The 23804-nt window shown below is 58.5% G+C and carries 20 protein-coding genes; 13 read left to right on the forward strand and 7 right to left on the reverse strand.

Going from position 1 to position 23804, the window contains the following annotated elements; genetic code table 11:
- Positions 1–23 precede the first annotated feature (23 nt).
- A complete protein-coding gene (gene pcaR / locus FW764_RS12645) occupies positions 24–866 on the reverse strand; it encodes a pca regulon transcriptional regulator PcaR (protein ID WP_446434217.1) in 843 nt (280 codons plus the stop codon).
- A gap of 567 nt (positions 867–1433) precedes the next feature.
- Here pcaR and FW764_RS12650 point away from each other — a divergent pair.
- Positions 1434–1634, forward strand: coding sequence for a hypothetical protein (locus FW764_RS12650; RefSeq protein WP_003189295.1), 201 nt, complete (start codon positions 1434–1436; stop codon positions 1632–1634).
- A gap of 323 nt (positions 1635–1957) precedes the next feature.
- Positions 1958–3433, forward strand: a complete 1476-nt coding sequence (locus FW764_RS12655; protein ID WP_446434218.1) for an inorganic phosphate transporter — start codon at positions 1958–1960, stop codon at positions 3431–3433.
- Between the two features lie 182 nt (positions 3434–3615).
- Here the strand turns inward: FW764_RS12655 and ccoM are convergent, their stop codons facing one another.
- From ccoM to FW764_RS12670, 3 genes are all read right to left on the reverse strand, one after another.
- A complete protein-coding gene (gene ccoM, locus FW764_RS12660) occupies positions 3616–3732 on the reverse strand; it encodes a cytochrome c oxidase subunit CcoM (protein WP_017137226.1) in 117 nt (38 codons plus the stop codon).
- Between the two features lie 144 nt (positions 3733–3876).
- Complete coding sequence (locus FW764_RS12665; protein WP_446434498.1) at positions 3877–4071, reverse strand: hypothetical protein; 195 nt, start codon at positions 4069–4071, stop codon at positions 3877–3879.
- Positions 4072–4139: 68 nt separating this feature from the next.
- Positions 4140–4625: a lipocalin-like domain-containing protein gene (locus FW764_RS12670; RefSeq protein ID WP_446434219.1), complete on the reverse strand. Its 486-nt coding sequence runs from the start codon at positions 4623–4625 to the stop codon at positions 4140–4142.
- A 156-nt stretch (positions 4626–4781) separates the two neighbouring features.
- Between FW764_RS12670 and FW764_RS12675 the strand changes: the two genes are divergently transcribed.
- The 3 genes from FW764_RS12675 (at position 4782) to FW764_RS12685 (ending at position 7394) form a co-directional block, all read left to right on the forward strand.
- Positions 4782–5654, forward strand: a complete 873-nt coding sequence (locus FW764_RS12675) for a LysR substrate-binding domain-containing protein (protein ID WP_446434220.1) — start codon at positions 4782–4784, stop codon at positions 5652–5654.
- Positions 5655–5745: 91 nt separating this feature from the next.
- Positions 5746–6216 (forward strand): RidA family protein, encoded by a 471-nt coding sequence (locus FW764_RS12680; protein WP_446434221.1) that lies wholly within the window; start codon positions 5746–5748, stop codon positions 6214–6216.
- Positions 6213–7394: an aminotransferase class V-fold PLP-dependent enzyme gene (locus FW764_RS12685; protein WP_446434222.1), complete on the forward strand. Its 1182-nt coding sequence runs from the start codon at positions 6213–6215 to the stop codon at positions 7392–7394. The genes FW764_RS12680 and FW764_RS12685 overlap by 4 nt, the downstream gene beginning before the upstream one ends.
- Here FW764_RS12685 and FW764_RS12690 read toward each other — a convergent pair.
- Positions 7391–7732 (reverse strand): aspartate-semialdehyde dehydrogenase, encoded by a 342-nt coding sequence (locus tag FW764_RS12690; RefSeq protein WP_446434223.1) that lies wholly within the window; start codon positions 7730–7732, stop codon positions 7391–7393. The genes FW764_RS12685 and FW764_RS12690 overlap by 4 nt on opposite strands.
- A 218-nt stretch (positions 7733–7950) precedes the next feature.
- On the opposite strand from FW764_RS12690, the gene rapA reads away from it, so the two are divergent.
- Positions 7951–10797, forward strand: a complete 2847-nt coding sequence (gene rapA / locus FW764_RS12695) for an RNA polymerase-associated protein RapA (protein WP_446434224.1) — start codon at positions 7951–7953, stop codon at positions 10795–10797.
- Between the two features lie 1000 nt (positions 10798–11797).
- Here rapA and FW764_RS12700 read toward each other — a convergent pair.
- A complete protein-coding gene (locus FW764_RS12700) occupies positions 11798–13144 on the reverse strand; it encodes a spinster family MFS transporter (protein ID WP_446434225.1) in 1347 nt (448 codons plus the stop codon).
- Between the two features lie 249 nt (positions 13145–13393).
- On the opposite strand from FW764_RS12700, the gene FW764_RS12705 reads away from it, so the two are divergent.
- From FW764_RS12705 to FW764_RS12715, 3 genes are all read left to right on the forward strand, one after another.
- The gene (locus FW764_RS12705; protein ID WP_446434226.1) at positions 13394–13759 is read left to right on the forward strand and encodes a YkgJ family cysteine cluster protein; all 366 of its coding nucleotides are present in this window, start codon (positions 13394–13396) and stop codon (positions 13757–13759) included.
- Between the two features lie 139 nt (positions 13760–13898).
- On the forward strand, positions 13899–16163 hold the full coding sequence (locus FW764_RS12710; RefSeq protein WP_446434227.1) for a putative bifunctional diguanylate cyclase/phosphodiesterase: 2265 nt from the start codon (positions 13899–13901) through the stop codon (positions 16161–16163).
- Positions 16164–16366: 203 nt separating this feature from the next.
- The gene (locus FW764_RS12715; protein WP_446434228.1) at positions 16367–18544 is read left to right on the forward strand and encodes a hypothetical protein; all 2178 of its coding nucleotides are present in this window, start codon (positions 16367–16369) and stop codon (positions 18542–18544) included.
- Positions 18545–18854: 310 nt separating this feature from the next.
- On the opposite strand, the gene FW764_RS12720 is transcribed toward FW764_RS12715, so the two are convergent.
- Positions 18855–19157 (reverse strand): DUF2288 domain-containing protein, encoded by a 303-nt coding sequence (locus FW764_RS12720; protein ID WP_446434229.1) that lies wholly within the window; start codon positions 19155–19157, stop codon positions 18855–18857.
- Positions 19158–19498: 341 nt separating this feature from the next.
- Here FW764_RS12720 and FW764_RS12725 point away from each other — a divergent pair, with 341 nt between their 5' ends.
- From FW764_RS12725 to livG, 4 genes are all read left to right on the forward strand, one after another.
- Positions 19499–20626: a branched-chain amino acid ABC transporter substrate-binding protein gene (locus tag FW764_RS12725; RefSeq protein WP_446434230.1), complete on the forward strand. Its 1128-nt coding sequence runs from the start codon at positions 19499–19501 to the stop codon at positions 20624–20626.
- A gap of 228 nt (positions 20627–20854) precedes the next feature.
- On the forward strand, positions 20855–21778 hold the full coding sequence (livH, locus tag FW764_RS12730) for a high-affinity branched-chain amino acid ABC transporter permease LivH (RefSeq protein ID WP_083359749.1): 924 nt from the start codon (positions 20855–20857) through the stop codon (positions 21776–21778).
- Positions 21775–23040 carry a high-affinity branched-chain amino acid ABC transporter permease LivM gene (locus tag FW764_RS12735; protein WP_446434231.1) on the forward strand — a complete coding sequence of 422 codons (1266 nt, stop codon included), beginning with the start codon at positions 21775–21777 and terminating at the stop codon, positions 23038–23040. The genes livH and FW764_RS12735 overlap by 4 nt, the downstream gene beginning before the upstream one ends.
- Positions 23037–23804 carry a high-affinity branched-chain amino acid ABC transporter ATP-binding protein LivG gene (gene livG, locus FW764_RS12740; protein WP_010212365.1) on the forward strand — a complete coding sequence of 256 codons (768 nt, stop codon included), beginning with the start codon at positions 23037–23039 and terminating at the stop codon, positions 23802–23804. The genes FW764_RS12735 and livG overlap by 4 nt, the downstream gene beginning before the upstream one ends.

The following is a 23804-nucleotide window of genomic DNA, read 5'->3' on the forward strand; positions in this document are numbered from 1 at the left end:
GATCTGTGCGGTCACCGAACAGCTTAGGCAAACAACTGCGCACTCAACTCGCAGCTGGCGCTGAGCATGCTGGGCAAAAATCGTTGCTCAAGCTCACTGCGGCTGACCCGGCCCGCGTGAGTGCTGACGTTGAGCGCCGCCAACACTTGGCCGGACGCGTCATACACCGGCACGGCAATGGAACGCAGGCCCTGTTCCAACTCCTGATCGACGATGCACCACCCTTGCTGACGCACGTGTTGCAGACATTCGAACAAGGCTTCGGGTGTGGTCAGGGTGCGGCTGGTCTTGGTTTGCAGGTCGGCGTGGTCGAGATAGTCCTTGAGCGAGGCATCGTCGAGCGCCGCGAGCAGGATGCGGCCCATGGAGGTGCAATACGCCGGCAAGCGCCCGCCTACCGACAAGTCCACGGAAATCAGGCGCTGGGTGGTGGCGGAACGAGCGATGTAGAGAATGTCGTCGCCTTCCAGGGTCGCCATGTTGCAGGCTTCGTGCAGTTGCTCGCTCATGCGGTCCAGGTACGGCTGGGCCGAGACCGCCAAAGGCGTGGAAGATAAATAGGCATGGCCCAGGGTCAAGACTTTGGGCAATAGCGAATAGGTACGCCCGTCGGTGGTGGCGTAGCCAAGCTTGATCAAGGTGTGCAGGCAACGTCGCACGGCAGCGCGGGGGATTTCGGTGCGATGGCTGATTTGAGCGATGGTCAGGTGACGTTTGCGTTCCTGGAACGCCTGCACCACGGCCAGGCCACGGGCCAGGGACGTCATGAAGTCAGGATCACCGGTAAACGCCTGGATGCGCTTGGCCGGTGAAGCCACGATCGGCGGCGCCACTGACGCGAAGGAGTTGCGCAATTGATCGTTCATTTCAGGGTCCTTTCTCTTATTTTCAACCGCTGGGAGGGTTGGCCGCTATTACAAGCCGCGCCAGCCGCGATGCACAAGGCAGGGCCCGCAACATTGGGCGATTATCGGACGATCATTCGATAATCGCAATTTTGCGAGCAGTGGCGAATCCCGAGCACTGAAGTTTCAGGTTTGCCTTATCGACCCATAAAATGTGCGTGCCCATTTTTTCTTCTAAAAAAGTGCAGCATTTATGGTGATGGTTTTCACACATATTGACGCATGTATGTAACAAAGCGCACATACCGCGTTGACGCTTTTTAACTTTATGGTGATAGTGTTATTCAAATACGCCGCTATAATGCAGGTTGTGCAGAGGTCAGCCCGTTATCTATATCGGGATGGGAGCTCGCCAGGCGTTGCGCGCTGTGTGCATCGCCGGTCACAAGTAGTCGCTTAAAAGATTTGCCCTTTGGCCCTCTTTCAAACTTGAACGGTGCACTGTTCAATTTGAAATAACCTGGGGACGACTTTCAGGCATGACGCTGCACAATCAATAAATTCAACTCAACTCAATTAGGTAACACTGTGACGAAAGACGAACTGCGCGCGGAACTTGAGCGCCAGGAGCAACGTTACAAGGACGTTTACGGCGGGGAAGTCACCACCTACGCCGCCCAGCCTGAGCCCGAGCGCAAACCGTGGCGCAAGCGCGCCAGTTTGCTGGATCAGGCATTTGCCCAGGAAATCCAAAAGATTGAACAGGAACTCAAAACCGAAGAGCCATAAGCGCTTTGAGTTGAGCTTCCCGGTTTTGCCACCACCGCTGGCGCATTGCCAGTGGTGGGCAACCTGATTTTCGTCAGCCCCCTAAAGCCCTAGGCGAAATTTCGTACAAATGTTTCAAACGTGGCATTTCGGTCAAAAAAACCTGCCTTTACGATCCCGCGCTTTATAAATCAAAGACTTGCCAAAGCCCCGAAAACCCTGGGATACGTGCCTGTACCCAATGATTTTTCAGTGAAGATTGTTACCGATGAGCAGCTAATGCATCGATTACTGAGGTTTTCTGGCATAATCGCGCCCCCTTACGACCGGGTCAGAAAACCTTCATGATCGATTTATTCAGCGGACTGGATGCTTGGGTTCTCGTGAGCCTGTTGCTCGCCCTCGCCTTTGTCCTCGCCTTCGAGTTCATCAATGGCTTTCATGACACCGCTAACGCGGTGGCCACAGTCATCTATACCAAAGCCATGCCGCCGCACCTGGCCGTGTTCTTCTCCGGGGTGTTCAACTTCCTCGGCGTGTTGCTCGGCGGTGTAGGTGTCGCCTACGCCATCGTGCATTTGCTGCCGGTGGAGTTGCTGATCAATGTGAACACCGGCCATGGCTTGGCAATGGTCTTCTCTTTATTGGCCGCAGCGATCACCTGGAACCTGGGCACCTGGTACTTCGGCATCCCGGCCTCCAGCTCCCACACCCTGATCGGCTCGATCCTCGGCGTGGGCCTGGCCAATGCCCTGATCAACGATATCCCGCTGGCTGACGGTGTGAACTGGCAGAAAGCGATCGATATCGGTGCGTCCCTGGTGTTCTCGCCGATGGCCGGTTTCCTGGTCGCAGCCCTAGTGCTGCTCGGCCTGAAATGGTGGCGCCCGCTGTCGAAGATGCACAAGACCCCGGACCAGCGCCGCAAGCTCGACGACAAGAAGCATCCGCCCTTCTGGAACCGTCTGGTCCTAGTGATTTCCGCCATGGCCGTGAGTTTCGTGCACGGTTCCAACGATGGTCAGAAAGGCATCGGCCTGATCATGCTGGTGTTGATCGGTATAGTGCCGGCGCAGTTCGTACTCGACCTGGGCAGCACCACCTACCAGATCGAGCGCACCCGCGACGCCACCCTGCACTTGAACCAGTTCTACCAGCGCAACCACGATACCCTCGGTGAGTACCTGGCGCTGGGCAAGAGCATGAAGGACGACCTGCCGGGCAAGTTCCAGTGCAACCCGCAGCAGACCGAGCCGACCATCAACGCGTTGCTGGGTACATTAAAAGGCGTCTCCGACTACCATTCGCTGACCTCCGAGCACCGTATTGAAGTACGCCGCTACCTGCTGTGTCTGGACGATACCGCGAAAAAAGTCGGCAAGCTGCCGGGCCTGGATGCACGCGAGAAGTCCGACCTGGACAAGCTGCGTAAAGACCTGACTGCCACCACCGAATACGCACCGTTTTGGGTGATCCTCGCGGTCGCACTGGCCTTGGGTCTGGGCACGATGGTCGGTTGGAAACGTGTGGTATTGACCATCGGTGAGAAGATCGGCAAGCAGGGCATGACGTATGCTCAGGGCATGTCGGCGCAGATCACCACGGCGAGCATGATTGGCTTGGCCAACATCTTCAGCCTGCCGGTTTCCACGACTCACGTGTTGTCCTCGGGTGTCGCAGGGACCATGGTAGCCAACAAAAGCGGCCTGCAAGGCGGCACAGTGAAGACCATTCTGATGGCTTGGGTGTTGACGTTGCCGGCAACTGTGGCCTTGTCGGCAGGCTTGTTCTGGCTGGCGTCCAAGGCGCTGGGTAGCTGATAGGCTGCCGCTGAGAAAGAAGGCGCGATCTCTTTAGGGGTTGCGCCTTTTTTACGGGCGGTTGATTGAGTACCTATCCGTTATTTGGGTGATGGCTGGCTATACACTCTAAACCGCAGGCAAAAAAAAAGGCGACCGAAGTCGCCCAAAATGCCTTGCGTGCTCATACAACCCAGAAGAACTTACGGTTCTTTACGCTTATTAGCGTCCTTCCAGATAAAAATCCCAAACCCTACAAAAAACAGCACCATGAGGCTGACAGTCAGCACCCCGGCAAACACCACATTATCGAAAAACATGACCGGCCTCCTGCTCGTGCCCTGTTGCGATAGGGCTAAGTTAAAGGAGAAGGCGGATTGGAAAATTGACGAGGATCAATGTCGCCCACAACCGGGCGTAAAGAAGGGGCAATAACTGACCTGCATCAAAAGATGCAGGCTATTTCAACGCTTTTTGGGTTTTTTCTTAGGCTTTTTCTTTACGGTGCCAAGCGGCATGGCTTGTTCAAACGCCTGGCGCACTTCATTCAGGCGTTTGTCATTGAGATCATGCACACGCTTGGCACGCTCGGCATTCAGGTCGATCAGCTTGTCGTCATCACTCATGGCTTGGCTTACGTCGTGGCGGGAATACCTCAATAATGCGGCCTCCCCCGCCTGACAGCAAATACCTGGTGAAAATCCCACCGCATCGCCCTACGCAGCGCTTACTGATCACGCTCAAACGTAATGATAGAGCGAGTGGTCCCCGGCCAGTTCGGCATTTGCCGCCAAGGCGTCAGCACTTCGAGCGTGTCACCCACTATGTGAAAGTCGCGGCACTGTACAGTGCCGACCCACTCCGGGTTCCAGGCAGCATCAACTTGCGTGCACCATTGGTTCCCCTCGACCCGCTCAATACCGGTGTAAGCAACCAGGGTGCTCAACAGCGCTGATTTTTCCGCGTCCGTAGAGCCGGCCTGCCTTCCCTCACCGGTCAACACGAACGCCACCCGATGATCCGCAGTAAAAATAACCCGGCCGGAAGGACTGCCGCCCATCGCGGGGATTTTCTTGCGGGTATCTTGGGATTCGACCTGATAGCCGACCAGCTTCCAGGCCCCGGCCAGCGGTGACTCACTCGCTGCTGCAGCCCCGCAGAGGCCGACAGCAATGCCCAACCCAATCACATTTGCCTTTATATAGTTTTTCATCGCTCTACCATGTCAAAAAACGACACAGAGCTTTGCGCACTAATGCCTAGGGCGATGTAAGAAATATCGCCAAGCTACGACAGCAGAATCAGAGGGCGACAAAAGGTAGGACATTGCCCAAAATCGACATTCCTCATTATCTGTAGGCGCATTCAGTTGGCACTGCACCATGACCTTCCGCCGTTGATGGCCCTGCGCGCTTTTGAAGCCGTGGCGCGGCACTTGAGTTTTATCAAGGCGGCGAACGAGTTGTCGGTCACCCAGAGCGCACTCAGCCACCAGGTGCAAAAGCTCGAACAGCATCTGGGTAAACCGCTGTTTATCCGACGCACCCGAGCGATAGATCTGACCGCCGATGGCCAACGTTACTACGCCGAAATCCGCCCCGCCCTCGACGCAATCGCCGCGGCCACGCGCGCCCAGAAAGTAACGCCCAGTACCACCGTGCTGCGGGTCGGCCTGCTGGCATCCTTCGCCACCCTGTGGCTGGCGCCGCGCCTGGCCAGCTTTCTCAACCGTTACCCGCACATCCGGGTGGAATTGCTGCCGGCGATTCAGCTGGCCAACGTCGCCGCCGCCGAGGTTGACCTGGCTATTCGCTATGGCAAGGGCGATTGGCCTGATGTGCAGGCCACGCGGCTGATGCCTGAAGTGATCTCGCCCGTGTGCAGCCCGGGGTTCAAGGCCAGCCAACTGCACAACGGCCCATTATTGATGGCCACCTCGCACCGCCCTTTCGAATGGACAGATTGGTCCGTGCGCTATCAAGTAGACCTCGAGCGCCATCCCCGCGTGCTGCTGCACGACTACAACATCGTGGTCGAAGCCGCCGTGGCTGGCCAGGGCATCGCCATGGGCCGGCACCGTTTGATCGAACGCAAATTGCAGGATGGCAGCTTGGTGGAAGCCTTCGACTGGCCGCCCTATCAGAGCGAAATTGGTTACTGGCTGATCGCGCCTCAAGGCCCTGCCAGCGAAGCGGCAGACTGCTTTAGCCTGTGGTTGAAGGAAACCTGCACCGACGCGTGAGTTATTTCGATACGTCAGGTGAGATCTATCCGTTTGTCGCGCAGCGCCGCAGCCAACATGCTGAAGCCTTCTTCACTCAAGAGGATTCAACATGAGCGACTCCATCCGCCAACGCGTGCAAGCCCTTGGCCTGACGCTGCCGACGCCCAGCCAGCCCGCGGCCAACTACATCAATCATGTGATCAGCCAGAACCAGCTGTTTATCTCCGGGCAAATTCCCATGCTTGAGGGCAAGCCCGCCTACATCGGCCGCTTGGGCGAAACCCTCAGCGATGAAGACGGTGCCGAGGCGGCAGAGCTGGCGGCGTTGGGCCTGCTCGGGCAATTAAGCGCTGCAGTCGGCGATGATCTATCGCGCGTGGTGCGTATTCTGCGCCTGGGTGTGTTCATCGCCAGCAGCGGCGACTTCCAGCGCCAGAGCGTGGTTGCCAACGGCGCATCAAACCTGGTGGTCAACGCCCTGGGTGACAAGGGCCGACATGTGCGCACCGCCGTCGGTGTTTCCAGCCTGCCGGCCGGTGTGGCAGTGGAGGTTGATGCGATTGTCGAGTTGCAGCCGTGAGCCCGCTCGACGTCCAGCAACTGCGCGACAATACCCCCGGCTGTCAGTCGGGGATCGTGCACTTCAACCACGCCGGCGCCTCGCTACCCAGCCAGGCCAGCCTTGACGCGATCATCGACCAGTTGCAACGCGAAGCCCGCGACGGCCCGATGGAGGCCGGCGAGCATGGCGCCATCCTGGCGGAAAAAGCCCGGCGTGCGGCCGGGCAACTGCTCAACGCGCCGACCGCCTCGATCGCCTTTGCCAGCAGCGGCTCCACCGCCTGGAGCCTGGCGTTTCAGGCGCTGGGGCCGTGGCACCCGGGCGAACGGATTCTGGTTGGCCGTCACGAATGGGGCGGCAACCTGGCGAGTATGCAACTGGCAGTACAAGCCGGTGCACGGATAGAGGTGATTCCCTGCGATGAAACCGGCACGGTCTGCCCGAGTGCGCTGGAGTCGATGATCGATGCCAACGTCAAGCTGATCGACCTGACCTGGTTGCCCGCCAACGGCGGCCTGATCAATCCTGCCGAGGCAATCGGCGCAGTGGCGAGGCGTCACGCCATCCCCTACTTTATCGACGCTGGCCAAGCCGTCGGTCAACTGCCGGTGGATGTGCAAGCGCTGCACTGTGACGTACTCAAGTCGGCTGGGCGCAAACACTTGCGCGGGCCACGCGGTACAGCGTTGTTGTATGTGCGGCCGGAGTTTCTCCAGCGCCTGAATCCCACCCAGCGCGACGTATTTTCGGCACCATGGAACGCCGAAGGTTTCGACCTGCGTAACGATGCCCGGCGCTTTGAAACCAGCGAAGTGTCCTACGCCTTATTGGCCGGTTTGGGCAACGCCTTGCAGGAGGTCAATCGACTGGGTGTAGAGCGGACGTGGGAAAGGGTCTTGCAGCTCAGTGAGCGAATCCGTGAAGCATTGCGTCAGATTCCGGGAGTTTCCCTGCACGACCTGGGCGCTCATCATTCAGGGCTGATCGCGTTCAACCTCGCTGGCTGGGACGCCTTCGAACTCAAACGACGCCTGGGGCTGCAACGAATTAACATCGGCGCCAATGGCGTCGCCTATACGCCGCTGGATATGCAGGCGCGAGACCTTATGAGCATTGCACGGATTTCCGTCAGCCCACTCAACACCGAGCAGGACATTGAACGGCTGATCGGCGCATTGCGCGAGTTGCGCGATTAAACTTCGACGTCCACCCACAGGCCCTGGCGCGGTGCGTCTTCGATTAACGGCACCACCGGCACGGTGTTGTCGGCATTAAGCACATCGCCGGGAATCGCCAAGTGCGCGTCAGGGTCTTCGTCGGCTTCGCGCCGGCGTTTCTGCTGTTCCTGCTGGCGGCGTTGTTCCTCGCGCAGCAGCAAGGTCGACTGCTCGGAATCGCCCTTTTTCAGGTCGATCGTGCTTTCGTTAGAGCCCGCCTGCACTGGCACCACGGGCGGGATATCCGGCTTCTGGCGCACGGGGTCAAGTTGTGACGTGACCGGCACAACACTGACGGGCAGCATGGGTGGCAGCATAATATTACTCTCCTGATCAACAGGCTTTCGGCGGGTTGCAGGGCGACTTGAGGGCAAGCACGCCAAGCTGTGACCCAATCGACACTCGCAAGTGCCCGCCACCTGTCGATCCAGCTTCCGAACAGGTGCGTTAACGGAGTAGTTTTTGTCAGAGTCCTTTGGCTGAGGGCCTTGTTCCGTTAAGATAGTCGGCTTTTTCACGGCGGGAGTCAGGCAGCATGGCGCAGCAGTATCAACCGGGGCAACGCTGGATTAGTGACAGCGAAGCAGAGCTGGGGTTAGGCACCGTTCTGGCACAGGACGGCCGCTTGTTGACCGTGCTCTATCCGGCCACTGGCGACACTCGCCAGTATGCGCTACGGAATGCGCCCCTCACTCGCGTGAGGTTTTCGCCGGGTGACAGCATCACCCATTTCGAAGGCTGGAAAATGACCGTACAGGAAGTCGACGACGTCGACGGCCTGCTGGTCTACCAAGGCCTCAATGGGCAGAACGAGCAGGTCACCCTGCCGGAAACCCAACTGTCCAACTTCATCCAGTTCCGTCTGGCCAGCGACCGTCTATTCGCCGGCCAGATCGACCCGCTGGCTTGGTTCTCGCTGCGCTACCACACGCTGGAACACACCAGCCGCCAGTTGCAGTCCTCGCTGTGGGGCCTGGGCGGCGTGCGTGCGCAACCTATTGCTCACCAACTGCACATCGCCCGCGAAGTCGCCGACCGTATCGCGCCGCGCGTATTGCTGGCTGACGAAGTGGGCCTGGGCAAGACCATCGAAGCCGGCCTGGTGATCCATCGCCAGTTGCTGTCGGGTCGCGCCAGCCGCGTGCTGATCCTGGTGCCGGAAAACCTGCAGCACCAATGGCTGGTGGAAATGCGCCGCCGCTTTAACCTGCAGGTAGCGCTGTTCGACGAAGAACGCTTCATCGAAAGCGATGCCACCAACCCGTTCGAAGACACCCAGCTCGCCCTCGTGGCCCTGGAGTGGCTGGTTGACGACGAGAAAGCCCAGGACGCGCTGTTCGCCGCAGGCTGGGATCTGCTGGTGGTCGACGAAGCCCACCACCTGGTCTGGCATGAAGAGAAAGCCAGCCCTGAGTACTCGCTGGTAGAGCAACTGGCCGAGGTGATTCCTGGCGTGCTGCTGCTCACCGCCACCCCGGAGCAACTGGGCCAGGACAGCCACTTCGCGCGTCTGCGCCTGCTGGACCCGAACCGCTTCCATGACCTGCACGCCTTCCGTGCCGAGAGCGAAAACTATCGCCCGGTGGCCGAAGCCGTGCAGGAGCTGCTGGACAAGGGCCGCCTGTCGCCGAACGCCCACACCACCATCCAGGGTTTCCTCGGCAACGAGGGTGAAGCGCTGCTCACCGCCGTCAACGATGGCGACACCGAAGCCAGCGCACGCCTGGTGCGTGAGTTGCTCGACCGCCACGGCACCGGCCGCGTGCTGTTCCGCAACACCCGCGCCGCCGTGCAAGGTTTCCCGGAGCGCAAGCTGCATGCCTACCCGCTGCCGAACCCGGACGAATACCTCGAATTGCCGCTGGGCGAACACGCCGAGCTGTACCCGGAAGTCAGCTTCCAGTCGCAGCCGGACGTCGAGGAAGAAAACCGCTGGTGGCGCTTCGACCCACGTGTCGAGTGGCTGATCGACCAGTTGAAAATGCTCAAGCGCACCAAAGTGCTGGTGATCTGCGCCCACGCCGAAACCGCCATGGACCTGGAAGACGCCCTGCGCGTGCGTTCCGGCATCCCGGCCACGGTCTTCCACGAGGGCATGAACATCCTCGAGCGTGACCGCGCCGCTGCCTACTTTGCCGACGAAGAGTTCGGCGCCCAAGTGCTGATCTGCTCCGAGATCGGCAGTGAAGGCCGCAACTTCCAGTTCTCCCATCACCTGGTGCTGTTCGACCTGCCGTCCCACCCCGACCTGCTGGAACAGCGGATCGGCCGTCTGGACCGGATCGGCCAGAAGCATGTGATCGAACTGCACGTGCCGTACCTGGAAACCAGCCCGCAAGAGCGCCTGTTCCAGTGGTACCACGAAGCGCTGAACGCGTTCCTCAACACCTGCCCGACCGGCAACGCCTTGCAGCATCAGTTCGGCCCACGCCTGCTGCCGCTGCTGGAAAACGCCGACGACGGCGAGTGGCAAGCGCTGATCGACGAGGCCCGTGCCGAGCGCGAGCGCCTCGAACAAGAGCTGCACACCGGCCGCGACCGCTTGCTGGAACTCAACTCCGGCGGCGCCGGTGAAGGCGATGCGCTGGTAGAAGACATCCTGGAGCAAGACGACCAGTTCGCCCTGCCGATCTACATGGAAACCCTGTTCGACGCGTTTGGCATCGACAGCGAAGACCATTCGGAAAACGCACTGATCCTCAAACCCAGCGAAAAAATGCTCGACGCCAGCTTCCCGCTGGGCGACGACGAAGGTGTGACCATCACCTACGACCGCAACCAGGCGCTGTCGCGCGAAGACATGCAGTTCATCACCTGGGAACACCCCATGGTGCAAGGCGGCATGGACCTGGTGCTGTCCGGCTCGATGGGCAACACCGCCGTGGCGCTGATCAAGAACAAGGCGCTCAAACCCGGCACCGTGTTACTCGAACTGCTTTACGTCAGTGAAGTGGTTGCGCCGCGCTCGTTGCAACTGGGCCGCTACCTGCCTCCGGCCGCCTTGCGCTGCCTGCTGGATGCCAACGGCAATGACCTGTCCGGCCGCGTGTCGTTTGAAACCCTGAACGATCAGCTGGAAAGCGTGCCACGCGCCAGCGCCAACAAGTTTGTGCAGGCCCAGCGCGATCAGCTCACGCCGCGCATCAATGCCGGCGAAGAGAAGATCACGCCGCGCCACGCCGAGCGTGTGGCGCAGGCCAAGCGCCGTCTGGCAGCGGACACCGATGAAGAGCTGGCACGCCTGAGCGCGTTGCAAGCGGTCAATCCGACCGTACGCGACAGCGAGCTAGTTGCCCTGCGCCAACAGCGCGAGCAAGGTTTGGCCATGCTCGACAAGGCGGCGCTGCGACTGGAAGCGATTCGGGTGTTGGTGGCGGGCTAATCACTGCGCTGCCCTGCTAAAAAGAAGGCCCGCGCAATGCGGGCCTTTTTGTTTGGCTTGCGGGCCTCATCGTGGGCATAGGTATCTACACATCTTTTTATGGGTTGAATTCTTTGGTTGTCGCGGGGGCGCTGGGTACATATCCGTTATTTGGGTAACGGCTGCTATTGGTTCCGCTCTTACAGCGGGTCACTTTTGAAAGAGCGCAAAAGTAACCAAAACGCTCTTGCCCCACCACTCGGCACCTCGCTCACGCTTCGGTATGCCCTCACGCAGGCTTTGGACCGTGGGCCGCCGCCATGGGCCATCCTTGGCCCATCGCGGCTAAACCGGCGTCCTGCCGGTTTACCCCCGCTCCAAAGCCTGCGTTCGGCCAGCGTGGTTTAACGGGGCGCCTCAGATCAAGATCAAGATCAAAAGCAAGAGCACGGCGGCCTAGTAGCCGACCTGAGTGGTTGAAGCAAATCAAAAGCACGGCCGAGGCGGCCAGACAGCCGACCTGATATTTGAAACTGAACTCAATCTAATGTGGGAGCCGGCTTGCCTGCGATGGCATCAACTAGTTATGCCTGATACACCGAGGTGCCTGCATCGCAGGCAAGCCACACAGAAAAACAGAGTGCCACGGTGCTGGCAGCTAAACTCGGTCAAAATTGTGGGAGCGGGCTTGCTCGCGAAGGCGTTGGGTCAGTTACACATGAGCTGACTGACACACCGCCTTCGCGAGCAAGCCCGCTCCCACATTGGGATTTCATTACATCAGGTAACTGTGGTGGTGCTCTGCTTCTGCTCTGTTTTTGCCCTGCTTTTGCTTCAACCACTCAGGTCGGCTACTAGGCCGCCGTGCTCTTGCTTTTGATCTGCTTTTGGGGCCTTCCAAAAGTGACCCGCTGTAAGAGCGGAACCCTACGAAGCCGTTACCGCAGCAACGGATATGTACCCATATCTACCTAACCCCGAGTTGCGTAGATACCTATGCTGCGATGGGGTCAACTCGGTCTCAAGCTGTAGCCGCAGCCGACGGCAGTTCCTCCGCCCCCAACCCATCCTTCATCCGCTTGGCATCACGCACAAAACTGCGCGACGCCTGGAACAGAAACAACATGGTCAGGAACAGGGCCACCGGGATCAGGTACATGGCGTCATGCAAGCCGACCGCCTTATACGCCTCAGTCATCTGCGCCGCCCCATCGGCATACATCGCCGAATGGGCAAAATGATCAGACAGCCCGCCCACCACAATCGGCCCCATGCCACCACCGAGCAAGTACAACCCGGCAAAGAACAGTGCCATCGCCGTGGCCCGCAGTCGCGGCTCAACCACGTCCTGAATCGCCGTGTACACGCAGGTGTAGAAGTTATAGGCAAACAGCCAGCCCACACTGAACAACGCCACGAACACACCAATCTCGATACGCCCGGCATGCAAGGCCCAGGCGGTGGAGATGGTGGAGATGATCAGGCTGCACGCCGCGAACAGCAGCCGACCATTGGCGACTCGCTGGTGAATCTTGTCGGCAATCCAGCCGCCCAACGTCAGACCCACCAGGCCGGTCAAGCCAACGATCACCCCGGTGGCCACCGCCGCGTCCTGCAACGGCATCAGGAAATAGCGCTGCAACATCGGCACCAAAAACGAGTTGCATGCATAGGTGGCGAAGTTAAAGCATAGCCCGGCCAGCACCAGCCACAAAAACGTCGGCACCGCCAGCACACGACGAATCGGGCGGTCGACACGTTCCTGTGAGACTTGCACGGTTTCCGCCGCGCCGCGCGCGGGCTCTTTGATATAGAACATGAACACCGCCAGGATCATCCCCGGCACAGCGGCGATAAAGAACGGCGCGCGCCAGCTGTCGAACGCCTTAACCATTGCGCCGATGGTGAAGAATGCCAGTAGCAGGCCCAACGGCAGGCCCAGCATGAAAATGCCCATGGCCCGCGCGCGCCGGTGGGCGGGAAACAGGTCGCCAATCAGCGAGTTGGCGGCCGGTGCATAGCTGGCTTCGCCGATGCCGATGCCCATACGCACCAGCAGAAAGGTCCAGAAACTGCCGACCATGCCATTGATCGCCGTCAGCCCGCTCCAGGCAAACAGGCCCCAGCCCATCAGCTTGCTGCGTGAGCCGGTATCGGCCATGCGCCCCAGCGGCAGGCCGGCAATGGCGTATACGAGGGTGAAAGCGGTGCCGATGATGCCGAGCTGAAAGTCGCTCAGGTGCCATTCCATGCGAATGGGCTCGATGATGATCGCAGGAATGGTGCGGTCGAAGAAATTGAACAGGTTGGCGAGGAACAGCAGGAACAGAATGCGCCAGGCATTCGCCGCTTGGGTCGAGTTCTGCATGGGTCCGTCTCTTTTATTGTTATGAGCGCTACGATGCCCGATATCTGCAACATAGTCAGGCAGGCGCCGGTTGTCTGTAATGATTCGTGAAGCTGATAGGGCGTAATTTCACCCGAACCGTTACCCGTAATCACGAGGGTTTTCCTACGAAAATATAAGTGTTCGCCCCCCTTCCCAACGGCCATGGCAGGATTAGAATGGCGAGCCTTCCGAAACACCCCCATCCCACTTTTCTTATCGATGACGCCCATGTCCGAAGCCAGTCCGTGTCTGAGTTGCGGTGCCTGCTGTTCACACTTCCGTGTGTCTTTCTTCTGGGGTGAGTGCGCCTCATCGGGGGGTACAGTGCCCGATGATCTGGTGGTGCAGATCAACCCTACGCGGGTAGCGATGATCGGTACCGACCAGAAACCTGCGCGCTGCTGCAGCCTTGAAGGTGAAGTTGGTAAGGGCACCCGCTGTACGATCTATGAGCAGCGTTCAAGCCCGTGCCGCGAGTTCGATGCGTCGTGGAGCCAGGGTGAACGGAACGTCGATTGCGATACCGCACGCGCCGCCTTTGGCTTGCCGCCACTGCAAGCGCCTTTAGAACTGGACCTGCCGATGAGCGCTTAGCATCAAACGCTATGACCAGCATGCCAAAATCATTCAGAGCAAAATGCCATTATTCCTGGAAAATCCCGCGAGGCTTCTATACTCGATGTCATAGGCCATTGCTGCAGACAATGACGTACTGACTTTGACGGGACATGCTATGGAATGGCTAGGTATGCATTTTTTTACCGAGCTTCCAGATAACGGGCATTTATTACTCAATTGCAGTCATAACCCTTTCCTGGTGTTGCTGTCCTACTTGGTCGCGTGTGCGGCAGGGTTTGGGACATTGGACTTGGCCGAACGCGTCGGCCATGTCGAAGACCCTACCGCCCGGCGCCATTGGCGCTGGTTGGGCGCAGGGTGTTTGGCGGGCGGGATCTGGTCTACTCACTTCATCAGCATGTTGGCCTTCCAGGCACCTATTGCCATTCATTACGAATTGCTCATGACGTTCGCCTCGCTGGTGATCGCCCTGATTGCCTCGCTGTTTGCCATGCAGACCCTCAGTCATGCGCAGTTACGGTTTTATCAGTACCTGTTGGCATCGGTGTGGATGGGGCTTGGCATCGCCTTGATGCACTACGTCGGCATGTCGGCGATGCGCTCCCAGGCCCAAATGTATTTCGATTCGTGGCTGTTCATGGCCTCGGTCGGCATTGCCATTGGCGCCAGCCTGGCGGCGTTGCTGCTGTCGAGCTACCTGCGTAATGGCGCCGGCGTGTTCCATCAACTGCTCAAATACGCCGCCAGCCTGGTGCTGGGCGCCGGGATCCTGAGCATGCACTTCACCGGCATGGCGGCCATGCAACTGTTGGTGCCCAGAGGGGCGGACCTCACCTTACCGGTGGACAACAACCCCATTCAACTCGGGTTGTCAGTGGCGGTGATCACCTTGCTGGTGATCGGCAGCGGTGTCAGCGCCGCCCTGGCGGATAAAAAACTGCAGCACAAGGAACGCGACCTGCGTCGAGTCAACGCCCTGCTCAGCGAACTGGACCAAGCTCGCGCCTCGCTGCAACAGGTGGCCCACTACGACGCGCTGACCAGTCTCCTCAACCGCCGCGGGTTCAACCAGATCTTTGCGGAAAAGGTCGCTGAAAAAACCAAATACAACGGTATGCTGGCGGTCATCTTCCTCGATATAGACCACTTCAAGCGCATCAATGATAGCCTTGGGCATGACGCTGGCGACCTATTGCTCACCGTGCTGGCCGGGCATATCAAGAGCTCGGTGCGCAGCCATGACGACGTGGTCGCGCGCTTTGGCGGTGATGAATTCTGCATTCTGATCAACATTCACCATCGCGACGAAGCGCGCCACATGGCACAGCGCATCATGCAGAAAATGAAAGAACCGGTCGAATTGGCCGGCCGGCGTATGGTGATGACCACCAGCATCGGTATCAGCCTGTTTCCCGAGGATGGCCTGACCTGCGAGGAGCTGCTTAAAACTGCCGACCTCGCGCTCTACCAGTCCAAAAACGCCGGGCGCAACAGCCTGAACTTCTTCAGTTCCAACCTGAAAACCCGTGCGTTCCTCGAGCTGCAACTGGAAGAGGAATTGCGTGCAGCCCTGCGTGGCCGTAATGAGCTGGTGTTGTTTTATCAGCCGATTTTCGACATGAAGCTCGGCAAAGTCACTCGACTGGAAGCCTTGGTACGCTGGCAACATCCGCAACACGGGTTGCTGGCCCCGGACCGGTTTATCGGTATTGCCGAAAGTAACGGGCTGATTGCCGAGCTGGACCACTGGGTGTTGCGCCAAGCCTGCCACGATTTGAGCCTACTGTCTGACCGGGGCTACACCGAGATGACCATGGCGGTGAACTGCTCTGCCCTGAATCTGGCCCGTGACGAGTTGGCGGACGAAATCGAAGCCGCTCTGCGCTTCGCTGGGATTGGTGCCAACCGCCTGGAGCTGGAAGTCACCGAAAACGCACTGATGGGCAATATCAGCAGCACCCTGGCGCTGCTGCGGCAAATTCGCACCTTGGGCGTCTCGCTGGCGATTGATGATTTCGGCACTGGTTACTCATCACTGGCTTACCTCAAGCGCCTGCCGCTCAACACCTTGAAGATCGACCGTTCATTTATCCAGGACATCCCCAAGTCAATCACCGATATCGAGATCGTCCAGGCGATTATCGGCATGGCCCACACCCTGCATCTGCAGGTCGTCACCGAAGGCGTGGAAACCCAGGCGCAGTTTGAACTGCTGCTCAAACATGGCTGTGATTTCATTCAGGGCTATCTGCTGAGCCCCGCAGTGCCTTTTAGTGACGTTGTTGGCGTGATCCAAGGCATCCAGATGCGCACCCCGCTCTACCCGTTCAACGTGGAGGGCAACAAAGATACCCCCACGCCAACGGGCTCCAACCCCGGCCGTATCGAGCCGCCGTCCACCGTCAGGCCGATTCGCTGACGCCGAATCTTTGGCATTTCGCCATCATTTGCCTAAAGAACGCCGACGAACGGCCGATTCATCAGAGTCCGGCCAGGATTCCCCTTGAAAATTTGGGGTTAAACCCATCCCTCCCGGACTCAGACGCACTGTAAAGTCGCGAACTCTCATTCAGTGATGGCTCCCTGATTTTTCCGGCCATCCGTCCAGGTACATGGCGCCCAATGACTTCCAAAAATAACTCTGTCACCGTGGTATCCGACGTGTTGCCCACTGTACCTGCGGAAAAACCCTCAGGTTCCAAGTCATTGAGCAGCGCCCGCCCGCTGGCCACCCAGCAGTACTTGTACTTCACCGAAACCAATACCGACCGCATCCTCGATAACCTCGACGGCCTGCGTGACATGGTGTTTCCCAGCCTGCCCCAGCAGGAGGGCGACGGCGATGCGCGCAGTGAGCAGGAATTCCCATCAGTGTGCCTGATCGGCCTGGGCCGCTGCGGCTCCAACATTGCCTTGGACGTGGCGGAGCTGGTGTACAACGCGCGCAAGTTTTACCTGAATGAATTCAGCACTGAGGATAAGTCGACGGATAAGGGTTACAGCCCGGCTCAATGGATTCGTAACAATTTGCGCCTGGGCGGCGGCAAGCCCACCAAGCCGGTGTTCCTGGTCGAACCGCTGGTGATGTTGGGCGACCTGGACAAGGACATCGCCGGGCGCATCCGCTTCTCGCGCAAGGGCGAAAAAAGCGGCTTCCTGCGCGACTACAGCAAGATGAAAATAATGGACCTGTCGGAGGTGCACGCCGGCGGCGCCGGTAACGCGCCGATCCTCGGCCAGTACCTGGCAAAAATCATCCTCAACAAAGACACCCAGCGTTTTTCCAGCCCCGACTGGAAGATGATCCACTCGTACTTAATCGACTCCTGCGGCATCAAGGCCAACCAGTCGCGCCTGTACTTCTCGATCTTCAGCGCTGGCGGCGGTACGGGCTCGGGCATGGCCTCGGAGTTCGGCCTGGCCCAGCAACACTCGTACATGAACAAGACATTCGACACCAAACCGGCCGACGAGCACGACAGCAAGAGCGGCCATGCCTTCGTGTTCGAGCCGATCTTCACCAGCGGCATTTGTGTGCTACCGAATATCTCCGATCACCGTAGCGAAATGTCCGAGGCCCTGCACATCAACGCCGGGCGGTTGTTGTGCAAATACCTGTCGGAAGAATGGGACTTCTCGTACAACTTCGACAATGAAGACAGCAGCGAAGCCAGTGTAAAGGGACGTATCCGGCCATGGAACGCGATGATGCTGATCTCCAACGACATCATGCGTTATGCCGAAGAGAGCGATGACGGCAATATCCAGAACATTGACGTCAATGCCATGGAAAAACACGCCAACCAGTACATCTCCCAGCAGATCTTCAATATCCTCACCGCCCAGGCGGTGACGACCGATTACGACCAGAACTATTTCCGGCGTGCCGGTATCGACATTGGCGAAACCATCCGCCTGGATGCCAACGACCTGTTTATGAGCCTGGCGGGACCGGTAGCGATTGCCTATGCCGAGTCCGTGGTGCCGGAAACGCCGGTGCCGTCGAATGACAAGTTCAAGGTGTTCGATAAAGAGCCGCAGCGGCTGAATATCGATGACTTGTTTTTCCGCTCGATCGACCTGCCGCACTTCAATAAAGTTACCCAGGCCATCGAAGGCATCAGCCTGTTGCCGATCGAGTCCAAGCGCTACAAGGCGTCACTGGAGCAATACAAGAATTCCGGCTACGACGCAGCCGCCCTGCATGACCTGCACTTCTTCAAGAACTGCTCGTCGGTGGTGTCGATTGTGTCCTTGCCCAAAGACTACAAGCTGTCCTACATGGACCTGAACCGGCTGAAGACTCACCTCAACAGCCTATTCCCCAACACCACGCTCAAGCGTTACGCCCTGGTGATCGGCGCGTCGGCCAACTTGTCGCTGACCACGCTGATCGCCAAGAGCCCGTGCCTGTCGGATGACTTCCTGACCTTGATCGTGGCGTTTATCAAACGCTGCTTTGCGCGCAACCCGTACCGGTTTGATGACACGCTGGATAACTCGATCCTGGATTTCATCATCCATGAAGACTTCGATGAAGACCGGATCGATGAGCTGCTCAATGAGTTTGAGAACCCGGCGAAGATTCTGGATACCAACTGGTACGCGATCAAACCGATGTACGAGAAGAAGTACCGGGAGTTGATCAACGACAAGGAGAAGTTTGTGTCGATCAACGACATTCGCCTGTCACGGGATTGCGTGAAGAAGGCGATCAAGTATTTGCGTGAGATTTATCGTCACCGGATTGGCAAGACCAAGGTGATTTCGTTGAACAACCATACTGGCAAGACTGCTTAGACCGAGTCGCACCCTTCGCGAGCAAGCCCGCTCCCACATTTTGACCGTATTCCTACAGGAAATACCCGGTACAAATGTGGGAGCGGGCTTGCTCGCGAAAGCGCTCTGCCAGCCACCGCAAACCTGCAACTTTGCCACACCCGGAAACAATTCTCCCGGCCTTACGCCACTCACAAAACTGTTCCCGTGACGCGCACGTCACCCTGACCTGTGACCTTTCTCTACGGCACGATGCCATCACGGCGCCAGCGGTTACTCAGCTACACACTCCCAGCGGCAAAAACACGCACCTTTTCCGTGCGCACGTTTCTTACACTGCCCTTTCCTGGATCAGAATCCACGGCGAAACCACCACGGCCCACAAACTCGGATCACGCTCAACCAGGTCCAACGCCCGCGTCGCAGACACTTCGCCAAGGCTCCCCGCAACCAGCCACGCAGCGACTTTGTCACGGTTATCCTCGGCCATTCCCTCGGCGGCTTCGATCAAATCCAGGCCGGCGTCGACCCACAATAGGGCACCCTTGGCAAAGAACGGTTCAAGCTCCTTCCAGGAAATTTCGGCAGTTTCACCGAGCAGCTTGGCATAGAGGGTGCTAGGTTCTTGCGTCATGGGAGTTCACCTTGGGAAAAAATCGGCGCAATCATACCGTCGAGGCCCTTACAGAAAAACCCAGTTGCAAATGAGGCACCGAACGAAAGTGTCAGGAAAGCCAAGGATTGCCCGAAACTCTGGCATCACCCCGCCGCAATTCTGTCTTTTTCTTTCATTAAAGCGACACCCCACGGTTTTGCCCCCAGCAGCCAGCTTTTCAAGCGATCAACCGGCGCTCTACACTGTACCGGTACAGTTGCCAGGGCACTGCCGGGGGGATATCCGAGATATCTGATCCGGTTCTGCAGCTCACAAGGCCGCTAGAACTATAAAAAATACAACAGTAAGAGTGGAGCACTATGAATAAGGCTACTAAGCAGATTTCCAAACTGTTTGCCGCTATGGTCCTGGCTGGGGTTGCCGGCCATTCGTTCGCAGCCGACACCATCAAGATCGGTATCGCAGGTCCCAAGACCGGTCCTGTGACGCAATACGGCGACATGCAATTCATGGGTGCCAAGCAGGCAATCGCCGACATCAACGCCAAGGGCGGCGTCGATGGAAAAATGCTTGAAGCCAAGGAATACGACGACGCTTGCGACCCGAAACAAGCCGTGGCCGTTGCCAACAAAGTGGTCAACGACGGCGTCAAGTTCGTGGTCGGTCACCTTTGCTCCAGCTCCACTCAGCCAGCAACCGACATCTACGAAGATGAAGGCGTGATCATGATCACGCCGGCGGCTACCAGCCCGGAAATCACCGCCCGTGGTTATAAACTGGTGTTCCGCACCATCGGCCTGGACAGCGCCCAGGGCCCGGCAGCCGGCAACTACATTGCCGACTTCGTGAAGCCTAAGGTTGTTGCCGTACTGCACGATAAACAGCAGTACGGTGAAGGCATCGCCACTGCCGTTAAACAGACCCTCGAGAAGAAAGGCGTGAAAGTCGCTGTGTTCGAAGGCCTGAACGCTGGCGATAAAGACTTCTCCTCGATCATCCAGAAGCTCAAGCAAGCCAACGTCGACTTCGTCTACTACGGCGGCTACCACCCAGAGCTGGGTCTGATCCTGCGTCAGTCCAAAGAAAAAGGCCTGAACGCCAAGTTTATGGGCCCGGAAGGCGTCGGCAACGACTCCATCTCGCAAATCGCCCAGGACGCTTCCGAAGGCCTGCTGGTAACCCTGCCGAAATCCTTCGACGCCGACCCTGCCAACAAAGCCATTGTTGAAGAGTTCACCAAGAACAAGCAGGACCCAACCGGTCCGTTCGTGTTCCCGGCTTATTCAGCGGTTGAAGTCATCGCAGGCGGTATCGCGGCCGCGAAGAGCGAAGACACCGCCAAGGTGGCAGCTGCCATCCATGCAGGCACGTTCAAGACCCCTACCGGCGACCTGAGCTTTGACGCCAAGGGCGACCTGAAAGACTTCAAGTTCGTGGTCTACGAGTGGCACTTCGGTAAACCAAAAACCGAAGTTTCCCCTCAGTAAGCCAGGCGTTACTGGTCAACAAGCCCACTGTGAGAGCAGTGGGCTTTGTTTTACGAGGTTTATGGGCCTGTCACCCGCGATCCGGGCGCTGGCTCACCTGAAAATCTTAAAACCGTCACCAGCGGTTCGCTGGCAAACGCTTTGTGCAAATGTGCTCACAGAACACAGCGCAGGGCCGGAACATGACTCCACCAGTGAAATGCGTATCGGGTTTTTAGGAGCGCTGTAATGCCTGAGCTCTATCATTTTTTCCAACAGCTGGTTAATGGCCTGACCATTGGCAGCACCTATGCCTTGATAGCCATTGGCTACACAATGGTTTACGGCATCATTGGAATGATCAACTTCGCCCATGGCGAGGTCTACATGATTGGTTCCTACGTGGCCTTCATCGCCCTTGCCGGGCTGGCCATGATGGGTATCCACTCCCTGCCGCTGTTGATGACTGCTGCGTTCCTTGCATCGATCGTCGTGACCAGTGCCTATGGCTATAGTATCGAGCGTGTTGCCTACCGTCCCTTGCGTGGCAGCAACCGTTTGATCCCGCTGATTTCAGCTATCGGCATGTCGATTTTCCTACAGAACACTGTACTGCTGTCCCAGGACTCCAAGGATAAGTCCATTCCCAACCTGATCCCGGGGAGCTTCTCCTTCGGCCCAGGCGGCGCACAAGAAGTGCTGATTTCGTACATGCAGATCCTCGTATTCGTCGTCACCCTGGTGGCGATGCTGGGCCTGACGCTGTTCATCTCCCGCTCCCGTCTGGGTCGCGCCTGCCGGGCCTGCGCCGAAGACATCAAGATGGCCAACCTGCTGGGCATCAACACCAACAATATCATTGCCCTGACCTTTGTCATCGGTGCTGCACTGGCGGCCGTCGCGGCTGTGCTGCTGAGCATGCAGTACGGCGTGATCAACCCCAACGCCGGTTTCCTGGTAGGCCTCAAGGCCTTTACCGCGGCGGTCTTGGGCGGCATCGGCAGTATTCCGGGCGCCATGCTCGGCGGGCTGGTGCTGGGCGTGGCTGAAGCCTTTGGTGCCGATATCTTCGGCGACCAATACAAGGATGTGGTGGCGTTCGGCCTGTTGGTTCTGGTGCTGTTGTTCCGTCCGACCGGCATTCTGGGCCGTCCGGAGGTTGAGAAAGTATGAGCAGATATCTTAAATCGGCGTTTTTCAGCGCCTTGCTGGTATGGGCCGTGGCCTTTCCGGTACTCGGCCTCAAACTGAGCATTGTCGGGATCAACCTAGAAGTACATGGCACCGGTCCGGTCACCCTGACCATTATTGCCCTGTGCTCGGTGTTGATGTTCCTTCGCGTGCTGTTCAGCCAGCAGATTGGTGCCTTGTTCAAAGGCAACCGTGCCCCACTGGTTTCGCCCAAGGTCAGTCAATTCCTGACCCTGCCGCGCACCCAGCGCTACATCATCATCGGCCTGATCGTGGCCGCGTTGATCTGGCCGTTCTTCGGTTCCCGTGGTGCGGTGGATATCGCAACGCTGATCCTGATCTACGTGTTGCTGGGCCTGGGCCTGAACATCGTGGTGGGCCTGGCCGGGCTGCTCGACCTGGGTTATGTGGGCTTCTATGCCGTGGGTGCCTACACCTACGCGCTGCTCTCGCACTACCTGGGCTGGGGCTTCTGGATCTGCCTGCCGCTGGCGGGTATGGCGGCGGCCACGTTCGGCTTCCTGCTGGGCTTCCCGGTGCTGCGCCTTCGCGGTGACTATTTGGCGATCGTGACCCTGGGCTTCGGTGAAATTATCCGGCTGTTCCTGCGTAACCTCACCGATATCACCGGTGGCCCCAACGGCATCAGCAGCATCCCCAAGCCAACGTTCTTCGGATTGTCCTTCGACCGCACCGCAGCCGAAGGCATGCAGACTTTCCACGAGTACTTCGGGATCGACTACAACCCGGTGAGCAAAGTGGTGTTCCTGTACCTGGTGGCGTTGTTGCTGGCGCTGGCGGCCTTGTTCGTGATCAACCGTTTGCTGCGCATGCCGATCGGCCGTGCGTGGGAAGCGCTGCGCGAAGATGAAATCGCCTGCCGTGCATTAGGCATGAACCCGACAGTCATCAAGCTTTCGGCATTTACCCTCGGAGCAACATTCGCCGGTTTCGCCGGCAGCTTCTTCGCCGCGCGCCAAGGCTTGGTGACGCCGGAGTCGTTCACCTTTATCGAGTCGGCGATCATCCTCGCCATCGTCGTGCTGGGTGGCATGGGCTCGCAGTTGGGCGTGATCCTGGCAGCGATCGTGATGATCCTGTTGCCGGAAATGATGCGTGAGTTCAGCGAATACCGCATGTTGATGTTCGGCGCCATGATGGTGCTGATGATGATCTGGCGTCCTCAAGGCCTGCTACCGATGCAACGTCCCGAACTTAAACTAAGAGCGGAGCTGCACAAATGAGCCGCGAGATCCTCAAGGTTGAAAACCTAAGCATGCGCTTCGGCGGTTTGCTGGCGGTCAATGGCGTGGCCCTGACCGTAAAAGAGAAACAGGTCGTAGCGCTGATCGGCCCCAACGGCGCCGGCAAGACCACCGTGTTCAACTGCCTCACCGGTTTCTACAAGCCGAGCGGTGGCAGCATCCTGCTGGACGGCCAGCCGATCCAGGGCCTGGCCGGCCACGAAATTGCCCGCAAGGGCGTGGTGCGCACCTTCCAGAACGTGCGCCTGTTCAAGGACATGACGGCGGTCGAGAACTTGCTGATTGCCCAGCACCGACACTTGAACACCAACTTCTTTGCAGGCCTGTTCAAGACCCCGGCGTTCCGCAAGAGCGAGCGCGAGGCCATGGAATACGCTGAGTACTGGCTGGACAAGGTCAACCTCACCGAGTTTGCCAACCGCCCGGCCGGCACCCTCGCCTACGGTCAGCAACGTCGTCTGGAAATCGCCCGCTGCATGATGACCCGCCCGCGGATCCTCATGCTCGACGAACCGGCCGCCGGCCTGAACCCCAAGGAAACCGAAGACCTCAAGGCGCTGATCAGCGTGTTGCGTGAGGAAAACAACGCCACGGTGCTGTTGATCGAACACGACATGAAACTGGTCATGAGCATTTCCGACCACATCGTGGTGATCAACCAGGGTACGCCGCTGGCCAACGGGACGCCGGAACAGATCCGCGACAATCCTGAAGTGATCAAAGCCTATTTGGGGGAAGCGTAA

The sequence above is a fragment of the Pseudomonas sp. 1152_12 genome (assembly GCF_052850675.1).

What these genes read in the sequence shown, in the direction of transcription:
- FW764_RS12705 (WP_446434226.1), top strand. Translation starts at nt 13,394, where the DNA reads ATGTCCGAAGCCAGTCCGTGTCTGAGTTGCGGTGCCTGCTGTTCACAC.
- FW764_RS12680 (WP_446434221.1), top strand. Translation starts at nt 5,746, where the DNA reads ATGAGCGACTCCATCCGCCAACGCGTGCAAGCCCTTGGCCTGACGCTG.
- FW764_RS12735 (WP_446434231.1), top strand. Translation starts at nt 21,775, where the DNA reads ATGAGCAGATATCTTAAATCGGCGTTTTTCAGCGCCTTGCTGGTATGG.
- livG (WP_010212365.1), top strand. Translation starts at nt 23,037, where the DNA reads ATGAGCCGCGAGATCCTCAAGGTTGAAAACCTAAGCATGCGCTTCGGC.
- livH (WP_083359749.1), top strand. Translation starts at nt 20,855, where the DNA reads ATGCCTGAGCTCTATCATTTTTTCCAACAGCTGGTTAATGGCCTGACC.
- FW764_RS12690 (WP_446434223.1), bottom strand. Translation starts at nt 7,732, where the DNA reads ATGCTGCCACCCATGCTGCCCGTCAGTGTTGTGCCGGTCACGTCACAA.
- rapA (WP_446434224.1), top strand. Translation starts at nt 7,951, where the DNA reads ATGGCGCAGCAGTATCAACCGGGGCAACGCTGGATTAGTGACAGCGAA.
- FW764_RS12670 (WP_446434219.1), bottom strand. Translation starts at nt 4,625, where the DNA reads ATGAAAAACTATATAAAGGCAAATGTGATTGGGTTGGGCATTGCTGTC.
- FW764_RS12710 (WP_446434227.1), top strand. Translation starts at nt 13,899, where the DNA reads ATGGAATGGCTAGGTATGCATTTTTTTACCGAGCTTCCAGATAACGGG.
- FW764_RS12655 (WP_446434218.1), top strand. Translation starts at nt 1,958, where the DNA reads ATGATCGATTTATTCAGCGGACTGGATGCTTGGGTTCTCGTGAGCCTG.
- FW764_RS12715 (WP_446434228.1), top strand. Translation starts at nt 16,367, where the DNA reads ATGACTTCCAAAAATAACTCTGTCACCGTGGTATCCGACGTGTTGCCC.
- ccoM (WP_017137226.1), bottom strand. Translation starts at nt 3,732, where the DNA reads ATGTTTTTCGATAATGTGGTGTTTGCCGGGGTGCTGACTGTCAGCCTC.
- FW764_RS12720 (WP_446434229.1), bottom strand. Translation starts at nt 19,157, where the DNA reads ATGACGCAAGAACCTAGCACCCTCTATGCCAAGCTGCTCGGTGAAACT.
- FW764_RS12725 (WP_446434230.1), top strand. Translation starts at nt 19,499, where the DNA reads ATGAATAAGGCTACTAAGCAGATTTCCAAACTGTTTGCCGCTATGGTC.
- pcaR (WP_446434217.1), bottom strand. Translation starts at nt 866, where the DNA reads ATGAACGATCAATTGCGCAACTCCTTCGCGTCAGTGGCGCCGCCGATC.
- FW764_RS12700 (WP_446434225.1), bottom strand. Translation starts at nt 13,144, where the DNA reads ATGCAGAACTCGACCCAAGCGGCGAATGCCTGGCGCATTCTGTTCCTG.